Source organism: Pedobacter sp. ok626 (genome assembly GCF_900100435.1).
GTDB lineage: Bacteria > Bacteroidota > Bacteroidia > Sphingobacteriales > Sphingobacteriaceae > Pedobacter.
The window spans coordinates 116,013-135,600 of record NZ_FNEX01000016.1 but is presented as its reverse complement, the minus strand read 5'-3'; the positions used below and the strand labels follow the sequence as shown (position 1 = coordinate 135,600).

The 19,588-nt window shown below is 38.4% G+C and carries 19 protein-coding genes; 7 read left to right on the top strand and 12 right to left on the bottom strand.

What is annotated here, in order from left to right; genetic code table 11:
• Positions 1-12 precede the first annotated feature (12 nt).
• From rny to BLS35_RS20745, 11 genes are all read right to left on the bottom strand, one after another.
• Complete coding sequence (rny, locus tag BLS35_RS20795) at positions 13-1,575, bottom strand: ribonuclease Y (RefSeq protein ID WP_090785071.1); 1,563 nt, start codon at positions 1,573-1,575, stop codon at positions 13-15.
• A gap of 357 nt (positions 1,576-1,932) precedes the next feature.
• Positions 1,933-2,223, bottom strand: coding sequence for a cell division protein ZapA (locus BLS35_RS20790; RefSeq protein ID WP_090785068.1), 291 nt, complete (start codon positions 2,221-2,223; stop codon positions 1,933-1,935).
• 31 nt (positions 2,224-2,254) lie between these two features.
• Positions 2,255-2,545, bottom strand: a complete 291-nt coding sequence (locus BLS35_RS20785; RefSeq protein WP_090785064.1) for a hypothetical protein — start codon at positions 2,543-2,545, stop codon at positions 2,255-2,257.
• 19 nt (positions 2,546-2,564) lie between these two features.
• Complete coding sequence (gene pheT, locus BLS35_RS20780) at positions 2,565-4,964, bottom strand: phenylalanine--tRNA ligase subunit beta (RefSeq protein WP_090785061.1); 2,400 nt, start codon at positions 4,962-4,964, stop codon at positions 2,565-2,567.
• 50 nt (positions 4,965-5,014) lie between these two features.
• On the bottom strand, positions 5,015-5,218 hold the full coding sequence (locus BLS35_RS20775) for a hypothetical protein (RefSeq protein ID WP_090785058.1): 204 nt from the start codon (positions 5,216-5,218) through the stop codon (positions 5,015-5,017).
• A gap of 14 nt (positions 5,219-5,232) precedes the next feature.
• On the bottom strand, positions 5,233-6,624 hold the full coding sequence (locus BLS35_RS20770; RefSeq protein ID WP_090785054.1) for a radical SAM protein: 1,392 nt from the start codon (positions 6,622-6,624) through the stop codon (positions 5,233-5,235).
• Positions 6,621-7,361 (bottom strand): prolipoprotein diacylglyceryl transferase, encoded by a 741-nt coding sequence (locus BLS35_RS20765; RefSeq protein WP_090785051.1) that lies wholly within the window; start codon positions 7,359-7,361, stop codon positions 6,621-6,623. The genes BLS35_RS20770 and BLS35_RS20765 overlap by 4 nt, the downstream gene beginning before the upstream one ends.
• A 20-nt stretch (positions 7,362-7,381) precedes the next feature.
• Positions 7,382-8,224, bottom strand: coding sequence for an endonuclease/exonuclease/phosphatase family protein (locus BLS35_RS20760; protein WP_090785049.1), 843 nt, complete (start codon positions 8,222-8,224; stop codon positions 7,382-7,384).
• Between the two features lie 23 nt (positions 8,225-8,247).
• Positions 8,248-8,946 (bottom strand): RadC family protein, encoded by a 699-nt coding sequence (radC, locus tag BLS35_RS20755; protein ID WP_090785047.1) that lies wholly within the window; start codon positions 8,944-8,946, stop codon positions 8,248-8,250.
• 81 nt (positions 8,947-9,027) lie between these two features.
• The gene (gene rpsT / locus BLS35_RS20750; protein WP_090785043.1) at positions 9,028-9,282 is read right to left on the bottom strand and encodes a 30S ribosomal protein S20; all 255 of its coding nucleotides are present in this window, start codon (positions 9,280-9,282) and stop codon (positions 9,028-9,030) included.
• Between the two features lie 192 nt (positions 9,283-9,474).
• Positions 9,475-10,212 carry a superoxide dismutase gene (locus tag BLS35_RS20745; protein WP_090785039.1) on the bottom strand — a complete coding sequence of 246 codons (738 nt, stop codon included), beginning with the start codon at positions 10,210-10,212 and terminating at the stop codon, positions 9,475-9,477.
• A gap of 208 nt (positions 10,213-10,420) precedes the next feature.
• On the opposite strand from BLS35_RS20745, the gene purN reads away from it, so the two are divergent.
• The 7 genes from purN to rodA all read left to right on the top strand — a co-directional run bounded on the left by purN (position 10,421) and on the right by rodA (position 18,538).
• Positions 10,421-10,999: a phosphoribosylglycinamide formyltransferase gene (purN, locus tag BLS35_RS20740; RefSeq protein ID WP_090785035.1), complete on the top strand. Its 579-nt coding sequence runs from the start codon at positions 10,421-10,423 to the stop codon at positions 10,997-10,999.
• Between the two features lie 289 nt (positions 11,000-11,288).
• Positions 11,289-12,815 carry a bifunctional phosphoribosylaminoimidazolecarboxamide formyltransferase/IMP cyclohydrolase gene (gene purH / locus BLS35_RS20735; protein WP_090785033.1) on the top strand — a complete coding sequence of 509 codons (1,527 nt, stop codon included), beginning with the start codon at positions 11,289-11,291 and terminating at the stop codon, positions 12,813-12,815.
• Positions 12,816-12,902: 87 nt separating this feature from the next.
• The gene (locus BLS35_RS20730; RefSeq protein ID WP_090785031.1) at positions 12,903-13,925 is read left to right on the top strand and encodes a rod shape-determining protein; all 1,023 of its coding nucleotides are present in this window, start codon (positions 12,903-12,905) and stop codon (positions 13,923-13,925) included.
• A 57-nt stretch (positions 13,926-13,982) separates the two neighbouring features.
• Positions 13,983-14,819, top strand: a complete 837-nt coding sequence (mreC, locus tag BLS35_RS20725) for a rod shape-determining protein MreC (protein ID WP_090785028.1) — start codon at positions 13,983-13,985, stop codon at positions 14,817-14,819.
• On the top strand, positions 14,812-15,327 hold the full coding sequence (locus BLS35_RS20720; RefSeq protein WP_090785026.1) for a rod shape-determining protein MreD: 516 nt from the start codon (positions 14,812-14,814) through the stop codon (positions 15,325-15,327). The genes mreC and BLS35_RS20720 overlap by 8 nt, the downstream gene beginning before the upstream one ends.
• Complete coding sequence (gene mrdA / locus BLS35_RS20715; protein WP_254779012.1) at positions 15,327-17,273, top strand: penicillin-binding protein 2; 1,947 nt, start codon at positions 15,327-15,329, stop codon at positions 17,271-17,273. The genes BLS35_RS20720 and mrdA overlap by 1 nt, the downstream gene beginning before the upstream one ends.
• Entirely contained in the window at positions 17,273-18,538 is a 1,266-nt protein-coding gene (gene rodA, locus BLS35_RS20710) for a rod shape-determining protein RodA (protein WP_371328257.1), read from the top strand. The genes mrdA and rodA overlap by 1 nt, the downstream gene beginning before the upstream one ends.
• Here the strand turns inward: rodA and BLS35_RS20705 are convergent.
• The gene (locus tag BLS35_RS20705) at positions 18,531-19,571 is read right to left on the bottom strand and encodes a hypothetical protein (protein WP_090785020.1); all 1,041 of its coding nucleotides are present in this window, start codon (positions 19,569-19,571) and stop codon (positions 18,531-18,533) included. The genes rodA and BLS35_RS20705 overlap by 8 nt on opposite strands.
• Positions 19,572-19,588 lie beyond the last annotated feature (17 nt).

Below are 19,588 nucleotides of genomic sequence, written 5' to 3'. Positions count from 1 at the left end.
CGTTGTTGCTCTTTATTTCGCAAATGAAACTGATCTGGTTTCTCTGATCACAGTAACTTTAATCTGTCCCGGATAAGTCATTTCAGTTTGTATGCGGTTAGAGATGTCTGCAGCTAACAATTCAGCTTGCTGATCCGTTACTCTTTCACTCTCTACAACTACGCGTAACTCTCTACCTGCCTGGATCGCAAAGGTCTTCTCTACTCCAGGATAAGAAAGCGCAAGCTCTTCTAATTCTTTTAAACGTTTGATATAGCTTTCGACAACCTCACGACGGGCTCCCGGACGTGCACCTGATATCGCATCACAAGCCTGTACAATTGGCGAGATCATCGAAGTCATTTCTATCTCATCATGGTGCGCTCCAATGGCATTGCAAATTTCTGGATGCTCTTTATATTTTTCAGCCAGTTGCATACCTAAAATTGCGTGAGGCAATTCAGGATTATCATCAGGCACTTTACCAATATCATGTAACAATCCGGCACGTTTAGCCATTTTAGCATTCAAACCTAGTTCTGCAGCCATTGTAGCACAGAAATTAGCTACCTCACGTGAGTGATGTAATAAGTTCTGACCATAAGACGAACGGTAACGCATACGTCCAACCATTCTGATTAACTCTGGGTGTAGACCGTGAATACCAAGATCTATTACGGTACGCTCACCAATCTCTACAATCTCATCTTCGATCTGTTTCTTGGTTTTAGCAACAACCTCTTCAATACGTGCAGGGTGAATCCTTCCATCTGTTACCAAACGGTGTAAAGCCAAACGCGCAATTTCTCTTCTTACCGGGTCAAAACCCGATAAAATAATAGCTTCAGGGGTGTCATCAACAATGATCTCAATACCAGTCGCTGCTTCCAGCGCACGGATATTACGTCCCTCACGACCAATAACACGGCCTTTTATTTCATCACTTTCAATATGGAAGATAGAAACTGTATTTTCAATGGCAGCTTCAACAGCAGTACGCTGTATAGTCTGAATTACCACCTTTTTAGCCTCTTTAGTTGCAGTAAGCTTAGCTTCATCCACGATATCCTTTACCTGGATCATCGCTTGAGTACGAGCTTCCTGTTTCATGCTTTCTACCAATTGGTTTTTTGCTTCATCAGCACTTAGGCCAGCAATAGTTTCCAATTGTTTAACATGTTGATTCTTTAAAACATCTACCTCTTCTTGTTTCTTTATCGCAAGATCAGTTTGTTTTTCCAGATTCTTCTTATGGTTATCAATTTCTTGCTCCTTACGGTTGAAATTTTCTAAACGCTGATTGATGCTTTGCTCTTTTTGTTTAATTGCGTTTTCACGCTGGTTGATTTGGTTGTTTTTACTATTTACTTCCTGCTCGTGTTCAGATTTCAATTGCAAAAACTTTTCTTTTGCTTCTAATAATCTGTCTTTCTTCAAGATTTCGGCTTTACTCTCCGCATCCTTAAGCATCTTTTTTACTTTGGTCTGGGCCGCAATCTCCTGCGTTTTCAGCAGGCTTCTTAGTAGGAAACGCCCTACCAGAACGCCGATTACGAGGCCGGCCAGTACATATCCTATTATTCCTAATATTTCCATTCTCTATTTGTATTTATTGTTTAATCAGATACAATCCTTTTGATCGCTTTCAACCCCTCCGGGATATAAATCCTATCTGATTACTTATATTTTATTAATGAGCAGCTATCCGTCATGTTTAACTTACCCATGTTTGTTTCAAAAAAAAACCGCAACTAAATTTAATAAGCCCCAAATTTTAAAAACCTCAACGAATTATAATTAGGATTTAAGTCATTTTCAGGTACATAAATGTAGATGAAATACACCCTCTTAATCCTATAAATATTGAAGTGTTAAGTTTTAAAAATAGTGAAACTCAAAAACGTAGCTGCGGCTATATCTTCGTGCTAATCTTAACTTATGCAAAGAACGTACTTATTTTGAAAAAAATCCGTTTAATAAACTATCCAATTCCTCCACCTTCTCGGCAACTGCAGTGTCCTGATTCTGGACCTTGTTTTCTACACGCAATACTGCCGTTGCATAATGCAATACTGCCATAGAAAGCAAATCCTGCTTATCCCTAACCGCATAATTTTCTTGATAGTCCTTTATGCGCTCATTAATAATCTTGGCTGCTCGCCTTACAATTTCTTCCTCTTCAGTACTTACCTTTAAGGGGTAGATACGGTCGGAAATAGTTATTTTTATCGAGATTTCTCCCATTTCTTAGCTTTGTTTCACTTTCAGGTATTCCTTATTTTTTAAGCAATACAACACACTTATCTATTTCACGCACAAAATCGTTAATTTTTTGCTTTATATCAAGTGTCTTTTCACTTGTACCTTCAATACTTTTCGCCAATTTCAAAACCCTTAACTTTTCTTCCAGGTCTGCATTCTTGGTTTTTGACGCATCAAACGCAACTTTTACCGATTCGTTTTCCAGCTTTAGCAGCTCATTTTCTTCTTGTAATGCACCACAAAGCTCTATTAAACGAGCTGTTTTCTGCAATACGGAGGTTAATTGATCTGCGACTGATGACATGAATAGTATTTTTTATTTCTTATTTTCTAATTTCTGCTTTTACTGTTTGTGCTAAGTTATGAATAATCTTTTGCATAACGGCATCAATTTGCTTATCGGTTAAGGTTTGCTCCTCATCCTGTATGGTAAAGTTCAGTGCGTACGATTTTTTACCCTCAGGTAATTTATCACCTACATACACATCAAATACCTGTATATTTTTAATCAGTTTCTTCTCTGCTTTAAAAGCAACAGTTTTCAATTCCTCAAAAGTTACATTGGTATCAACCAACATAGACAAATCTCTTCTTACAGCAGGATATTTAGGAACTTCCTTATTGATAATTTTGTTCTTTCTCACCATATCAAGCAACAAAGCCCAATCAAAGTCAGCATAATAAACATCTTTATCCACATCAGTTTTCTTTTTATCAGCCGCAGTTGCAGCGCCAAAGCTTACGATTACCTTATCGCCTCTAAAGTATTTCAATCCGAAAGCAAAACTTTCATCTTTCAACTCATCAGATTGATAGCTGGTAATCCCCAATCTACCTACAATTGCATCAACTACCGCCTTTAAATGATAAAAACTAACCGGCACTTGTTTTTGATTCCATTGCTCCGACTGGTTACTTCCCGAAAGCATAACCAATAAGCGCGGACGCTCTACGTACTTTTCGTTGATCAGGTGATAAGTCTTACCAAACTCATAAAACTTAATATCAGGAGTCTTTCTGTTTTGGTTATAAGCAACACTCTCTAAAGCCGGCATCAATAGCTCCTGACGCATTACATTCAAGTCAGAACTTAATGGGTTTAAAATCTGAACTGCTTCTTCAGGTATTTTCGAATAAGCACCTTTCGTTAACGAATTGCACCAGATCTCTAAATAACCATTAGCTGTAAGCATATCAGCAATCACATGCTGTGTTTGTTCTTTATCAGGTTTCGAACTATAAGATAAAGAAGCATTAATTTTATTCGGAATTTCGATATTGTTATAACCATAAATCCGCAGCACTTCTTCCGTAATGTCGCACTCACGTGTTACATCTACTTTAAACGCTGGCACCTTTAAGCTTAACCCCTCAGCAGTTTCTGCAGTAACAGCAATGCCTAAGGCTACAATGATGGCTTTAATCTCCTCAGCGGCGATTTCAGTCCCAATTAACCTGTTGATATTTTGATAGTTTACTTCAACATCAAAAGGTTGTACTGGATTTGGATAAATATCAGACACTTGTGAAGCGATCTTTCCAGCACCAAGCTCTGCAATCAATAAGGCTGCACGCTTTAACGCAGTAACAGTCATATCAGGATCAGTACCACGCTCAAATCTGAATGAAGCATCAGTCTTCAATCCATGTCTTTTCGAAGTTTTACGAACCGATACGGCATTAAAGTAAGCACTCTCTAAAAATATATTAGTTGTCGTCTCACTTACACCTGAGTTTTTACCGCCAAATACACCGGCAATACACATCGGTTCTTCTGCATTGCAGATCATCAAGTCTTCTGACGAAAGCTTACGCTCTACACCATCAAGTGTTATAAAAGGAGTTCCTTCTGCACATTTCTTAACGCGGACTTGCCCACCTTTAATCTGATCTGCGTCGAAAGCATGAAGAGGAACACCAAGATCATGCAATACATAATTGGTAATGTCTACGATATTGTTAATCGGCCTGATGCCAATCACTTTCAATTTATCTTGCAACCAATCTGGTGAAGCCTTAACTGTAACACCACTAATGGTAACACTACTGTATCTTGGGCAAGCAACTCCATCTTCAACCTTCACATCAATCTGCAGACTTTCGTTATCAGTTTTAAAACCCGAAATATCAGGCATCTGAATATTGGTACGGAAATAACCCGCTAAATCCCTTGCCACACCTAAGTGCGATGCAGCATCAGCTCTGTTTGGCGTAAGGCCAATTTCAAAAAGATAATCATCTTCCAGGTTGAAGTAAGCTTTTGCAGTTGTTCCAACTATAGTATCTTCAGGGAGTACCATGATTCCATCGTGAGACACACCTAAGCCAATCTCATCTTCAGCACAAATCATCCCTTCAGATGCTTCTCCTCTTATTTTTGATTTATTGATTTTAAAAGGCTCGCCTTCGTTCGGATAAACCGTGGTACCCACAGTTGCAACCACAACTTTTTGTCCCTGGGCCACATTAGGTGCTCCACAAACAACCTGTATAGGCTCTGCGGCACCAACATCAACGGTTGTAACGCGCAAACGATCAGCATTAGGATGCTGCACACAACTCAATACATGACCTATTACTAGTCCTTCCAAGCCACCTACAACAGGCTGTACTGTCTCCAGGCTCTCTACCTCTAAACCTATATTGGTTAATATTAAAGAAAGCTCCTGTGGTGTTTTATCTGTATGAATGAACTGTTTTAGCCAATTGTATGATATCTTCATCTTAATTCTATAAAACGCAAAGATATTATTTAATGCTGAAAGGAGAAAGCTTATCTGACACTTATCCCCCCTAGAATTGCAGCACAGGCGCCAGCACCAATCACCAACATAATTACAGCAGCAATAATCAGTTTCAACCCTGGCTTCGCAGGTTCATTTCTGGCCAAAGCACCAATCATTTTAATCATGCCTATTAAAAAAATAATGCCCACTGCAATCCAATAAATTAAAGACAGTGCTACTATACCTTCCATACCCGTAAATATAATTAGTTGAGATTTAGTTTTTCTCTTATACCCTCGATTTTATTATCGCGATAAAAAATATTCATAGTTTCGAATGGAATGATTTTCATTTTATCGCTCACAATATGTACACAGGATTTTTTCACTGCCCGAACATCAAAATCCAACGGATCCATAAAGTTCATAATAATGATCCGGAACAGGTTGTTATAATTCAAATGATCGGACTTTACCCTAGGCAGGCAGCACATCAATTCACCAAATGAATCCGCTGCACAATCTACAGATACTCCGGTACTAAACAAGTTCAGCATGTGTTCCTTTAGCTGCTCATCATGTTCAAAAACGATCGTATTTTTGGAATTATTCAAAAGGTCTTCCGGGTTAATCAAATGGGTTAATGGGATGACCTCATTATCCAACTTCAAAGCATAGGCCATGCAAAGCACATCGGGGTTACAAGGTACTGGGATCAAATCCTGAGGGGTAAATATTGGATATTGCTCGTAAATTTCACGGCGGACTTCTGTCAACGTAATTCTCCCAACCTGATCGTTGTAATTGTCATTTCTCCCAGCAACCTGCGTAGGCTGAAAGGTTACTCCCCGCACACACTTTTGCTTTAAAGCATAATCCAGTATATCCCCAATCTCATGATCATTCACTCCTTTTTGAAGGGTAACCACTAAAGTTGTCGAAACATTAAATTGATTCAAATGATCAATAGCTTTCTTCCGAACTTCAGTCAAATCCTCACCACGCAACTTTTCTAAAACCTCAGCACTGAAACTATCAAACTGAAGATAAATCTCAAAACCAGGCATATAAGAAGCTAGCTTCTCAACAAATGCAATATCTTTTGCAATCCGGATGCCGTTGGTATTTACCATTAAATGCTTAATAGGTTTGGTTTTAGCCAGATCCAATATTTTAAAGAAATCAGGATGCACGGTTGGCTCACCACCGGACAACTGCACAACATCAGGCTCTCCCTCATTTGCCACCACGACATCCATCATTTTATTAATCTCTTCTAATGTACGGTGTCTCCCGTAACTTGGTGACGACATAGCATAGCACGTTGGACAGCTTAAATTACAACGATCTGTTACCTCTATAACAGTTAAACATGAATGTTGCTCATGATCCGTACACAAACCACAATCATATGGACAACCATAATGCACTTTGGTATTAAACTTCAATGGCATTTCCGATTGCTTATTGTAATTCCTGATCTGCTTATAATATTCCACATCATCAGCAATCATGACCTTACTATCTCCATGAGTTCTACAATGTTTCAACATAAAAACTTTTGCATCCTGGAAAACAATTTTGGCATCACAAAGCTGCAAACACTCCGGACATAGACTTTTTGTATAATCGTAATAAATATAATCTCTGGTTTTCATGGTCTATAATTACTTATTGCCCGGGTAATGAATTTATAATAATACAGAAATATAAACATTGCCGACCAATGTATGACACTTAAATTAAAAAACAATGGATGGTAAGGCTTAATAAATTCTACAACAAAGCGGTATAAAAAATAGCATACCATAAACAGCTTAAAACGATCACCATTGTGCATGCTTCTTTTTCCGATCCCAATAAATAGGAACAGTAAAATTACCATGAACATCATTTCGTAAAGCGCAACAGGATGTCTTTTTAAACCATCACCCAAATCCATCCCCATAAAAATCGAAGTTTCATTCCCAAATACGGGTTCATCAACACCCATTGAGAAACAACCTATCCTGCCGATAAATAAGGCAACAACAATTGGAATGACATAAATATCCCCAGAGGCTATCTTTACGCCAATTATTTTTTTTATCAATTCCACACCAAACAAGCCCCCGAGTAGCCCGCCAACAATAGTTTTACTTTGATAAAGAATTGAGAAAGTAATGTGTTCAAGCTGAACTGGATCTTCCAATAGTGCAATCAATCTGGAACCAATTAAGGCACCTATCATAGCCCCAAGCATAATCCACAACCTATGATCATCAGAGATCGGATCTTTTATACCTTTCTTTAAAAAGTAGTAAAGCCTGATCCCAACAAAAAAAGCCAGAACTTCAAAAATATAATGCCAGTGATAGTATTCACCAAAAAGCTCAAACTGGATAGGAAAAGTCACAATCTAATTTAACATCTTTATTAAAAGAACAATCTCGCCATGATCGGCAGGTGATCTGAAGGGTAGTGCAGATTCTTGCTATCGCTAAGCACACCAAACTTCTGCACATTAAAACCTTTATTTACAAAAATGTAATCTATCTTTTCTTTTAAGGGCGCATTAAATTTAAATCCATTAAAAGTACCCTCCGGCCCATAAGCAGGTTCAATAGTTGCCTCTTTAGTATCTGTTAAAAAGGTTTTTATTGTAGCTATTGCTTCCGTTTCCGGAGTAACATTTAAATCGCCAGTAAAAATAACTGGCAAAGTAGGTGCGATTTCCATGATCTGCTTTTTAATCAGCTTAGCCGACTCAATCCTGGCTTTAACACCAACATGATCATAATGCGTATTGAAAACTACAAAATCTTTCTTATTCCATTTGTCATGCAGCTTTACCCAGGTACAAACCCTTAATATAGCAGCATCCCAGCCTTTAGAAGGTTTTTCTGGGGTTTCAGATAACCAGAATGTACCGCCATCCTTTTTCGTAAACCTTGTTTTATCGAAATAGATCGCAGAGAACTCACCTTCCAATTTCCCATCCGTACGTCCTACACCTACTCTATCATAATTCGTATTTTCAGATAACTGATCAACTTGTAGAGCGAGCGCCTCCTGCACACATAAAATATCAGCATCATGATATTTTATCAGGGCTTTTACATTATCTTTTCTGTTAGGCCAGGCATTCTCTCCATCTTGAGTATTGTTATAACGAATGTTATAACTCATTACATTGATATAGTTTGCAGGCTTTCTTTGAGCATCTACTGTTGTCGCAAGCAACAACATCGCTATAGATAATTTTATCATTGTTTTCATACTGCGAAATTAAAGCTTCAATGTTAAATTAAACCCTCATCACCAAAACTATAAAATAATTTATCCGTTACAATCAGGTGATCCAGTACATGCAAATCCAGCATCCTTCCTGCCTCAACCATTTTTTTGGTAATATTTATATCTTGCTGACTCGGTCTTAAACTACCCGATGGATGATTATGCGCCAGGATTACATAAGCAGCATTATGTTCTAGTGCCGTTTTAAAAATAATTTTTGGATCAGCCACGGTACCGGCCATTCCACCTTTACTAATCAATTGCTTGCCGATTAAATAATTGGCTTGATTCAAGATCAGGATCCAAAATTCTTCATGGTTCAGATCAGCAAAAACAGGCTGCAGCACAGCAAACGCATCCGTCGATGTAACCACCTTCACCACATCACGACCAGTAGCCTCTTTTCTTCTCCTTCCAAGCTCCAACGCGGCCACTATAGCGATTGCTTTAGCCTCACCTATTCCTTTAAACTTCGAAAGATCTTTCACAGATACTTTTCCAAGCGCATCCAGATCATTGTTATAAAACCCAAGAATCCGCTTACTTAAATCCACCGCGCTTTCGTCCCTATTGCCCGAACCGATTAAGATAGCGATCAGCTCTGCATCTGTAAGATGCCTCCTGCCATTCAACAATAGCTTTTCGCGAGGCCGATCGGCTTCCGCCCACATTTTTATCCCTATTTTTTCCTGGTATGGATTCATCTTTACAAGTTCCGATTTTTTTGGACAAAAAAAAACGGGATATGCAATGCATATCCCGTCTATAATATTGTAAAGCTATTGTTATTTTAAGCCATTAACAAATTTAGTCAGCTTAGATTTGTTGTTAGCTGCTTTGTTTTTGTGGATAACACTCTTTTTGGCTAAACGATCTAGCATAGAGATTACTTTAGGAAGTAATTCTAATCCAGTTTTTTTATCTTCAGCACCACGCAATCTTTTGATAAACGTACGAGTTGTTTTTGCCTGATATCTGTTACGTAAACGTTTAGTTGCGTTTGCTCTAATTCTTTTTAATGAAGATTTATGATTTGCCATTTTTTGTTATTAAAGTATTTTATAGTTAGAGCAAAGCTCTGTTATTCTTTCTGTTTTTCGGACTGCAAATATAGAATTAATGTTTTTAATATACAAAAGCATTATGCAAATATTTTTTACATAATTGCTTTTTGTCCAATTATTTCAATTATCAGTAGTTAATTTCTGCAGGTTTTAGACTCCGGTACGATACTACATCCTTTTGCTCACTACACCCCAATCCACAACATTCCACCAGTTCGCGATATAATCAGCGCGTTTATTCTGATACTTAAGATAATAAGCGTGCTCCCATACATCGAGTCCCAACAAAGGTACGCCTTTTACTTCTGCATTATCAAATAAAGGATTATCCTGATTCGCAGTCGAACAAATCTTTAAAGTTCCCTTATCATTAACCAACCATGCCCATCCTGAACCAAAACGTGATGCCGCGGCCGCAGAAAATTGTTCTTTAAATTTATCAACCGAACCAAACGACTTTACAATAGCATCTTTTAATTTTCCTTCGGGTCCAGTTGAGGCCCCAGCTTTTAAAGTCTCAAAAAAGAAATTATGATTCCATGCCCCACCACCATTGTTTCGTGCTTTGGCCGAAAGCTTCGAAGCATTATTAAAAAAATCCGCCTCTGTTTTGTAAGGTATATTCTCAGCCGCAATTGCATCATTTACATTTTTAACATAAGCAGCATGGTGCTTAGTATAGTGAATGTCCATGGTAAGCGCATCTATATTAGGCTCCAAGGCATTAAAAGCATATTTTAAAGGCTTTTGTGTAAACTTCAAAGGAGCAAAGCCCGTAGTTCCTTCAGTAGGAATAACAGCAGCTAATGCAGCCCCACCGTTTAACAAAACTGGGGAACCTATAGCAACTGCCAATGAGGCGGTCAATGTAGTCTTAATAAAATCTCTTCGGGTGTTTGTTTCCATGATTAGGGGATTTAAGCAATAAATAACAAGATAATAAATCTACCATCCTATTTATTAACTTATTTTATCACAAAATGTTCTTAGATCATGCTATTTTTACAAAGCCCGAACAATTATAGATGGTAGTGATTATTTTTTATCTTTGAAGACGAATAAAGAGGCTTAATATCGCTTTATTGCAAAAAACATCATACTAATTGAAAACCTCATGAAGAAGCGCATCGCCATATTTGCCTCAGGATCAGGATCAAATGCCCAGAAAATAATGGAGCATTTTAAACGAAGCACGGAAGTTGAAATCGCTTTAGTGCTAACCAATAATCCTGATGCATATGTTTTACAGCGGGCCGACAACTTCGAAATTCCTTCTCATGTATTTGATAGGCATGAATTTTATCAAACAGATAACATCATCGACCTGTTAAAAAACCTGGAAATAGATCTGATTGTACTTGCTGGATTCTTATGGTTGATCCCTAAAAATCTAATCGCCGAATACCCCGGTCGCATCGTCAATATCCACCCTGCTATTTTACCCAAATTTGGTGGAAAAGGCATGTATGGCGACAACGTACACAAGGCGGTACTGGAAGCTAAAGAACCAGAAGGCGGTATCACCATTCACTATGTAAACGAGCATTATGATGAAGGGGAATTCATTTATCAGGCTAAATACCGCATCGATAAAGACGACAATCTGGAGATGATCAAATTTAAAGGTCAACAATTAGAGCACCTACATTACCCAAAGGTGGTTGATAGCATTTTGAAAAAGATAAAAAAGTAAAAGACACAAGCCATATACGGATAAGACAGAGATCGGTCTGACTAGTATAAAACTCCAACTATAGTCCAAGTATAGTCCAACTATATTCCAACTTTTACCACAAATACTTGGAATATAGCTTGACTTTTACAATATATATCTTACACTTTTCCAGAACACATCACGAACCCATACCGAAGCCTACCAAGCCGGCAATTCGGCCGGGCAAAACCTAGTTTAGGATACCATAAATAAACATTTGACAATAAAAGAAAAACGGGTAACTTTGCGGCTCAAAATTTTTCCTCCAATGAGTCAATCTATAAAGATCAAAAACGCTTTAATTTCAGTTTATTACAAAGATGGTTTAGAGCCATTAGTTCGCTTACTTGCCGAGCAGGGTGTACAATTATTCTCTACCGGAGGCACCGAACAGTTTATTAAAGACCTGAATATTCCCGTTACAGCTGTTGAAGACCTTACAGGTTACCCATCAATTTTAGGTGGAAGAGTAAAAACATTACACCCTAAAGTTTTTGGTGGTATTTTAAACCGCAGAGCACTTGGTTCAGACCAAGAGCAAATTGCACAATATGAAATCCCTGAAATTGATTTGGTAATTGTTGACTTATACCCTTTCGAGGAAACTGTTAAAGCTGGTGGTTCTGAATCAGACATCATCGAAAAAATAGACATCGGTGGTATCTCTTTGATCAGAGCTGCTGCAAAAAACTTTAATGATGTAGTAATCCTGGCTTCTAAAGATGATTATTCGACTTTACAAGCACAGTTAGAGGCACAAAACGGAGAAACAACTTTAGCACAACGTAAAGCTTTTGCTAAAAAAGCATTCCATACTTCGTCTCATTACGATACTGCGATCTTCAATTACTTCAACAATGAAGAACCGTTAAACGTATTTAAACATAGCATCAACCAGGCTCAATCTTTAAGATATGGCGAAAACCCACACCAACAAGGTGTATTTTATGGCGATCTGGATGCGATGTTTATTAAACTAAACGGAAAAGAGTTATCTTATAACAACTTGGTTGATGTGGATGCAGCTGTTGCTTTAATTGATGAATTTGAAGCGCCAACTTTTGCGATATTAAAACATACCAATGCTTGTGGTGTAGCTTCAAAAGCAAGCATTTTAGAGGCATGGAACGTTGCACTTGCATGCGATCCAGTTTCGGCATTTGGTGGTGTATTGATTGCCAACAGAGAGATTGATTTAGCTACAGCTACAGAAATCAACAAATTATTCTTTGAAGTTCTGATCGCCCCTTCTTATCAGCCAGAAGCTGTTGAGCTTTTCCGTGCTAAAAAGAACAGAGTAATTTTACAACGTAACGAAATTGAACTGAGCAAAAAACAGTTTAAAACTTTATTAAACGGTGTGATTGAGCAGGATAAAGATTTAATTATTGAAGGTCCTGAGCAAATGACTGCAGTAACTGAAAAAGTACCTACTGCACAAGAATTACAAGACCTTTATTTCGCTAATAAAATTGTAAAACACACCAAATCGAATACCATCGTTTTTGTTAAAAATGATCAGTTATTGTCAAGTGGTGTTGGCCAGACTTCAAGAGTTGATGCCTTAAAACAAGCGATTGTTAAAGCTGATGCTTTTGGTTTCGACTTAAAAGGTTCAGTTATGGCTTCCGATGCTTTTTTCCCTTTCCCGGATTGTGTTGAAATTGCAGCCGAAGCTGGAATCACCGCTGTTTTACAACCAGGTGGTTCAATTAAAGATGCTGACTCGATAAATATGGCTAACGAAAAAGGAATTGCCATGGTTACTACTGGCGTTAGACATTTCAAACACTAATTTATTTATCCACGAATACAATAAAAAGCCGTAGTTTTACATTAATATAGTACATAGAATTATTAATACTTAAATTATCACCTATAGATGGGTCTATTTAATTGGTTTACACAGGAGGTTGCTATCGATTTAGGTACGGCAAACACCTTAATTATACATAATGACAAAGTAGTAGTTGATGAACCTTCAATCGTTGCTTTTGACAGACAAACAAATAAAATTATTGCGATTGGGAGACAGGCCATGCAAATGGAAGGTAAAACCCATGATAACATCCGTACCGTAAGACCTTTGAAAGATGGTGTAATTGCAGACTTTAATGCTGCTGAAGCGATGATTAAAGGGATGATTCGTATGCTGAATGGTGGTAAAGGCTGGATGTTCCCTTCGTTGAGAATGGTGATCTGTATTCCTTCGGGCATTACTGAGGTTGAAAAACGTGCAGTAAGAGATTCAGCTGAAATTGCTGGTGCCAAAGAAGTATACCTAATCCACGAGCCAATGGCTGCAGCAGTAGGTATTGGTATTGACGTGGAAGAGCCGATGGGTAATATGATTATTGATATCGGTGGTGGTACTACTGAGATTGCAGTAATTGCCTTATCTGGTATTGTATGTGATCAGTCTATCCGCGTTGCTGGAGATAACTTTGACTCGGATATTGTAAACTACATCCGCCGTCAGCACAACATCATGATCGGTGATCGTACGGCTGAAAAGATTAAAATTGAAGTTGGTGCGGCATTACCTGAATTAGCTGATCCACCTTCGGATTTTGCAGTTCAAGGAAGAGATTTAATGACTGGTGTCCCTAAACAGATCACAGTTTCTTATACTGAAATTGCACATTGTCTGGATAAATCTATCTCGAAAATCGAAGAGGCGATCCTTAAAGCTTTAGAGATCACTCCTCCTGAGCTATCAGCAGATATTTACCAAACTGGTATTTATTTAACTGGGGGTGGTGCATTACTTCGTGGATTAGACAAACGTGTAGCGGCTAAAACTAAGCTTCCTGTTCATGTGGCCGAAGATCCACTTCGGGCTGTAGTACGTGGAACTGGTATTGCCCTAAAAAACATTGGCAGTTTTAAATTTTTAATGCAGTAAAAAGCTTGGGCGTTGCCCATTAACCCGTAACGCCCAACCTTATAACCCCGATACCAGATGCGTAACCTTTGGATTTTCATAAACAGATACAACGCATTTTTCTTTTTCATTATATTTTTTACAATTGGCATTGTCCTTACCGTAAAAAATAATGCCTATCAGCGCAGTGTAACGCTCAACTCTACCAATGAGGTAGTGGGTGAAGTATACCAGAACCTTAACGTTTTAAAGAAATATCTTACGCTTGGAACTGTAAATGACAGTCTCGCAGCTGAAAATGCCAAACTAAAAACGGAGCTGCTTACACTTAAAAATATTGATAGCGCCAAGAAAATTGTAGTTAAAGACACGCTTAATAATCCGCAGTATACTTATTTATCTGCCCGGGTCATCAAAAACTCTATAACGCTACGCAATAATGTCATCACGATTAATAAAGGAAGTGCCGATGGGATTGCACCAGATATGCCTGTAATATCACCAGGAAAAGGTGTTGTAGGCTTTGTGATGGATGTCTCAGAACATCTGTCCACTATCCGATCGCTATTGCATAAGGACACGAAAATCAGCGTGAACATTAAAAAAAGTGATGCGCTCGGATCTTTGGTATGGGGTATTGGAAATTCAGATTACAGAAAAGCCTTTGTAAAAGAAATTCCAAATCACTTTAAGATTAACCTTAAGGATACCATCATTACTTCAGGTTTTTCTTCCTTTCCTCCGGGTATTCCTGTAGGAGTAGTAACCAATACCGCGGTACCAACCGGCGACAATTTTATGTCCATAGAAATAAAACTTTTCAATGATTTCAGTACTTTGCAGTATGTGTACGTTATTCTTGATAAATATGCCGCAGAACAAAAAGAATTAGAAGCAAAGTTACCGCATGAATAGCAGATTAGTATTGGTAAATATAGTTAGGTGGTTTGTACTACTCTTGATTCAAATTCTTTTACTAAGGAATTTGAGTTTCTATAATATGGCCACCCCATTTGTATACATTATCTTCCTTTTGCTTGTTCCTTTTGCAACACCCAATCTACTTTTGTATCTGATTGCTTTTGTAACTGGGTTAACGTTGGACGCTTTTTATGATACACTTGGTGTACATACCGCGGCCTGTGTAACATTGGCCTTTGTAAGGATTTTATTTATTTCGGTAACCATGAACCGTGATGGTTTTGACGAACCCGAACCTACATTGGGCAATATGGGCTTTAAGTGGTTTATCATCTATGCGCTTTTATGTACTACAGCTCATCATTTGGTCCTTTTCTTTCTAGAAACTTTTAGATTAGCAGAGTTTTCTTATACCTTGATGAGGTGCTTTTTTAGCATTATATTTACTTTGTTTACTGTTGTATTGATAGAATTTATATTCTATAATAGAAAAATGCGCTAATGGATAACCTGTTTAATCGGAAATATACTATACAGGGACTATTCATTGTTATTGGCTTAATTTTACTTGGAACACTTTTTTACATACAGGTAGCGACCGACAAATACTTTATCTCTGCAGAAAGTAATGTGTTGCGCAAGATTTATACTTTCCCAGCACGTGGTGTTATTTTCGACCGGAATGAAAAACCTCTGGCTCAAAATGAAGCGGTATATGACCTGATGGTGATTCCCAATCAGGTTAAAAAATTTGATACTGCAGCCCTTTGTCGCATTATAGATATCGACATGGATCGTTTTAAAAGAAATTTTAATAAAGCCACGGCGCAGTCAAGGTATCAGCCTAGTATTTTTGAACGTCAGCTATCTATACAAGTTTACGCGACCTTATCAGAACAATTGTCCCGCTTTCCTGGCTTCTTCGTACAAAGCAGAACCATCAGACATTATCCTGATAGTGTAGCAGCCCATTTCCTGGGCTATATTAAAGAGGTATCTCCGCTTGACATCCAAAACTCCGAGGGGTATTATCGTTCGGGGGATTACATCGGTAAATCGGGTGTAGAAAAATCTTATGAGACTTTATTGAGAGGTGAGCGAGGTGTTGTAAATATGCTTTATGATGCACGTAACGTTCCAAAAGGTAGTTATGCTGAAGGAAGATTTGATACTGCAGCCGTTTCCGGAGACCGACTAATTTCGTCATTAGACCTCAAGCTACAAAAGCTTGGAGAGGAATTGATGCGTAATAAAGTAGGCAGTATCGTTGCAATAGAGCCTGCATCCGGAGAAATTCTGGCTTTTGTAAGCAGCCCAAGTTACGACCCGAACCTAATGGTAGGTAGAAACCAGGGGAACAACTATATGGAGCTGTTAAAAAATCCCAATCGGGTGTTCAATATCAGACCCATACAGGGTTATTATTCGCCGGGATCATCCTTCAAACCTTTAGATGCCCTACTCGGACTTCAGGAAGGTGTAATTGACCCAAACACGACGTTTAATTGCCCTGGATACTTCAAAGTAGGTGGACATACTGTAAAATGCGAACACGTAGATGGTAATATCGCCTTGCGAAGAGGCTTGGCCAGATCTTGTAACACTTATGCCTGTTATGTGTTTCAACAACTAATTACCCAGCGTAAATATCCAAACCAGCGAGTGGCTTATGATGCTTGGCAAAAAAAAGTAAAAAAATTTGGCCTTGGAGAAAAATTAGGCATAGACCTTCCTTCTGAACGTAATGGCAGGTTATACGATGCCTCTTATTACTCTGGCAAATACAGTAAATACTGGAATTATGGTACGGTTATTTCCCTGGCCATTGGACAAGGTGAGATGGATGCTACTCCATTGCAAATGGCCAATATCATGGCGATTATTGCGAATCGGGGTTACTACATTAAGCCCCACCTGGTAAAAGCAATCGGTAAAAACAGAGTAATAAAAAAAGAGTACGTTAAAAAGAATTATGTAGACGTAGAGGCCAGACACTTTGAGCCAGTGATTGATGGGATGCAGGATGCTGTAAATGCACCATGGGGAACGGCAATTCAATCCAGGATAGATGGCATTTTGATGTGTGGTAAAACCGGTACAGTTCAAAATCCAAGGGGAAAAAATCACTCTGTATTTATTGGTTTTGCCCCAAGAGACAATCCTAAAATTGCTATTGCCGTAATTGTAGAGAATGCAGGTTATGGTAGTACATATGCTGCGCCAATAGCCAGTTATATTGCCGAACAGTATCTAAGAGGTCAATTACCTAAAAATAAACTTGCTCAGGTAGAGTGGATGAAGAAACAAGTGATTTTGCCAGAACCACCTAAGTCTAAAGTTAAACCAAAAACAAAAGATAAGGATTCAGTGACAACAGTTAGTCCTCCTCCAACTCAGGTTACACCAAATAATACAACAACAAGCACACCTATTCCGCCTCTAAAATGATCAATCAGCAAAGCAGCAACAGGTTCTTCTTTAACGTTGACTGGATTACCATCCTAATCTATGTGGCATTATGCGGCATTGGCTTTGTGAATATTTATGCTTCTATCTATAATCCTGAAGAGTCGACAGTCTTTAATTTTTCGACTAATTATGGTAAGCAATTAATTTTTATCATCACCGGTCTGATACTGGGCTTATCTATATTGTTGCTGGATGCCAAGTTTTTCAGCATCTTCTCTCCCATCATTTATGGGATAACCATGCTCCTCCTCATTGTCGTATTGGTTGTTGGGCGTAATGTTGGCGGAAACCAGGCATGGATACCTATAGGGTCTTTTCGTTTACAACCTTCAGAGCTTGCTAAATTTGGTACAGCTCTTCTCCTAGCAAGATACATTAGCTCTTTTAATCCCAAGCTAAACACTTTGAAGCCAGTATTAATTGCTGCCCTGATTATTGTTATTCCGATGTGCCTGATCATGTTACAACCAGATGCGGGTTCAATGTTGGTATTTCTTTCCTTTATGTTCCCTCTATACCGGGAAGGCTTACCGGGCTATTTACTGGTTATATTTTGGGGAATGGTGCTGTTATTCATCCTCAACCTTTTTCTTGCCCCATGGGTGTTAATATCCTCTATTTTGGCAATTGGCGGATTGTTCATCTACTTTAACAAGAAAAAACAGCAACGAATGATCATGATTGGTGTAATTACCTTTGCAGCCATCGGTTATCTTTTTATTGCTAAGGTTATATTCGAAAATGTATTGCAACCGCATCAGCGCACCCGTATTGAGTTAATCCTGGGTCTTAAAACCGACCCTAAAGGTGCTGGTTACAATGTAAACCAATCTAAAATAGCCATTGGCTCAGGTCAGCTAACCGGTAGGGGTTTTTTAGAAGGTACGCAAACCAAATACGGTTATGTACCAGAACAGAGTACAGACTTTATCTTTTCTACCATTGGAGAAGAATGGGGATTTACGGGCTGCTTTGTAGTGATTGCCTTATACCTGTTTTTACTGCTCAGAGTGATTAACTTAGCCGAGCGACAGCGATCTTCATTCTCCAGGGTTTATGGCTACTGTGTGGCCTGTATCATCTTCTTCCACGTATTTATCAATATAGGAATGACCATTGGGATTATACCTGTAATCGGCATACCCCTACCCTTTATCAGCTATGGCGGATCTTCCCTATGGAGCTTTACCGTATTGCTCTTTATCTTTTTAAAACTGGACTCTAATCGAATGGGCTTTATTTAGCCGGGAAACGTTGATTTAGCAATTCGTAAAACTGATCAACAGTACTTTGTTTTGATGCCCAATTATTTTTTATAGCATAGTTATGCTGTAAAAAGTTATCGGCAGTTTTAAAGTCAGGCATTTTATTGATCAAATCAATAGCTTCTGCATAAGCAAGGTTGTAACCATTAAACAGATCTTTGATGTAAAGCAATTTCTGATTTAAGTTTATAGCCTGTTTTAGGTCTGTGATAGTAGTTTTATTATTCTCCTCATTCAGACTCGTTGAAAAGTTACTTTTTCCAGCCAAAATATCATTTAGCGTTGGCCTGATCTGATTGACTTCTGGTTCTTTTACGATTTGCGGAACCTCTTCAATTTTATTGATCACAGGAACAGCAATAGGCTGTATGATGATGGGCTCCTCAATTTTTGGAGCAACGGGTTCCGGTACCTGTGGAATTTCTTTTTCTGCTTCTTTCTCAACCACTGGCTGTTGCTGTTGGCTATCTCTTAATCTTTGCTTTTCAGCAATAATTTCTTCTTCCTCTTTACTTAATGGCCTGTCGAAAATACTACTAACGGATTGCACTTCAAATTCAAAATTCTCCGTCAAAGGCTCCTCATTAAGTAGAAATTCAAACTTTAAAGGTTCAGCCTCTTCTACCTCTTCTTCGTTTGTAGCAGCATATTCAGCTTCAAGTTCCTCCAGCGTTTTTTCGTTTAGCAATTCAGGTTCTTGAGCCTCGGCCTTAACCTCTGGTTCATTAACTACTTCGGGCTCTTTTGCTATTTCAGGTTCTTTTACCACCACTACTTCAGCAACAACAGGGCTTTGATCTTCTGTATGCGCAGGTATAGCTTTTACGCTTTTATTGCTATTGATTTTTCTTACAATCTGGACATGATCTGATAAAAAGTTCGCGTTTGCCAGAAAGAGCTCCAATTCTAACTCGTTGAGCTGACTAGGATTTCGAGCTAAAAACTCATATTGATCTTGAAGTTCAGTTAATATCTGTCCTACTTTTTTAAAAATGTCCTCTTGATTCATCATAATGTAATAACGGAAGA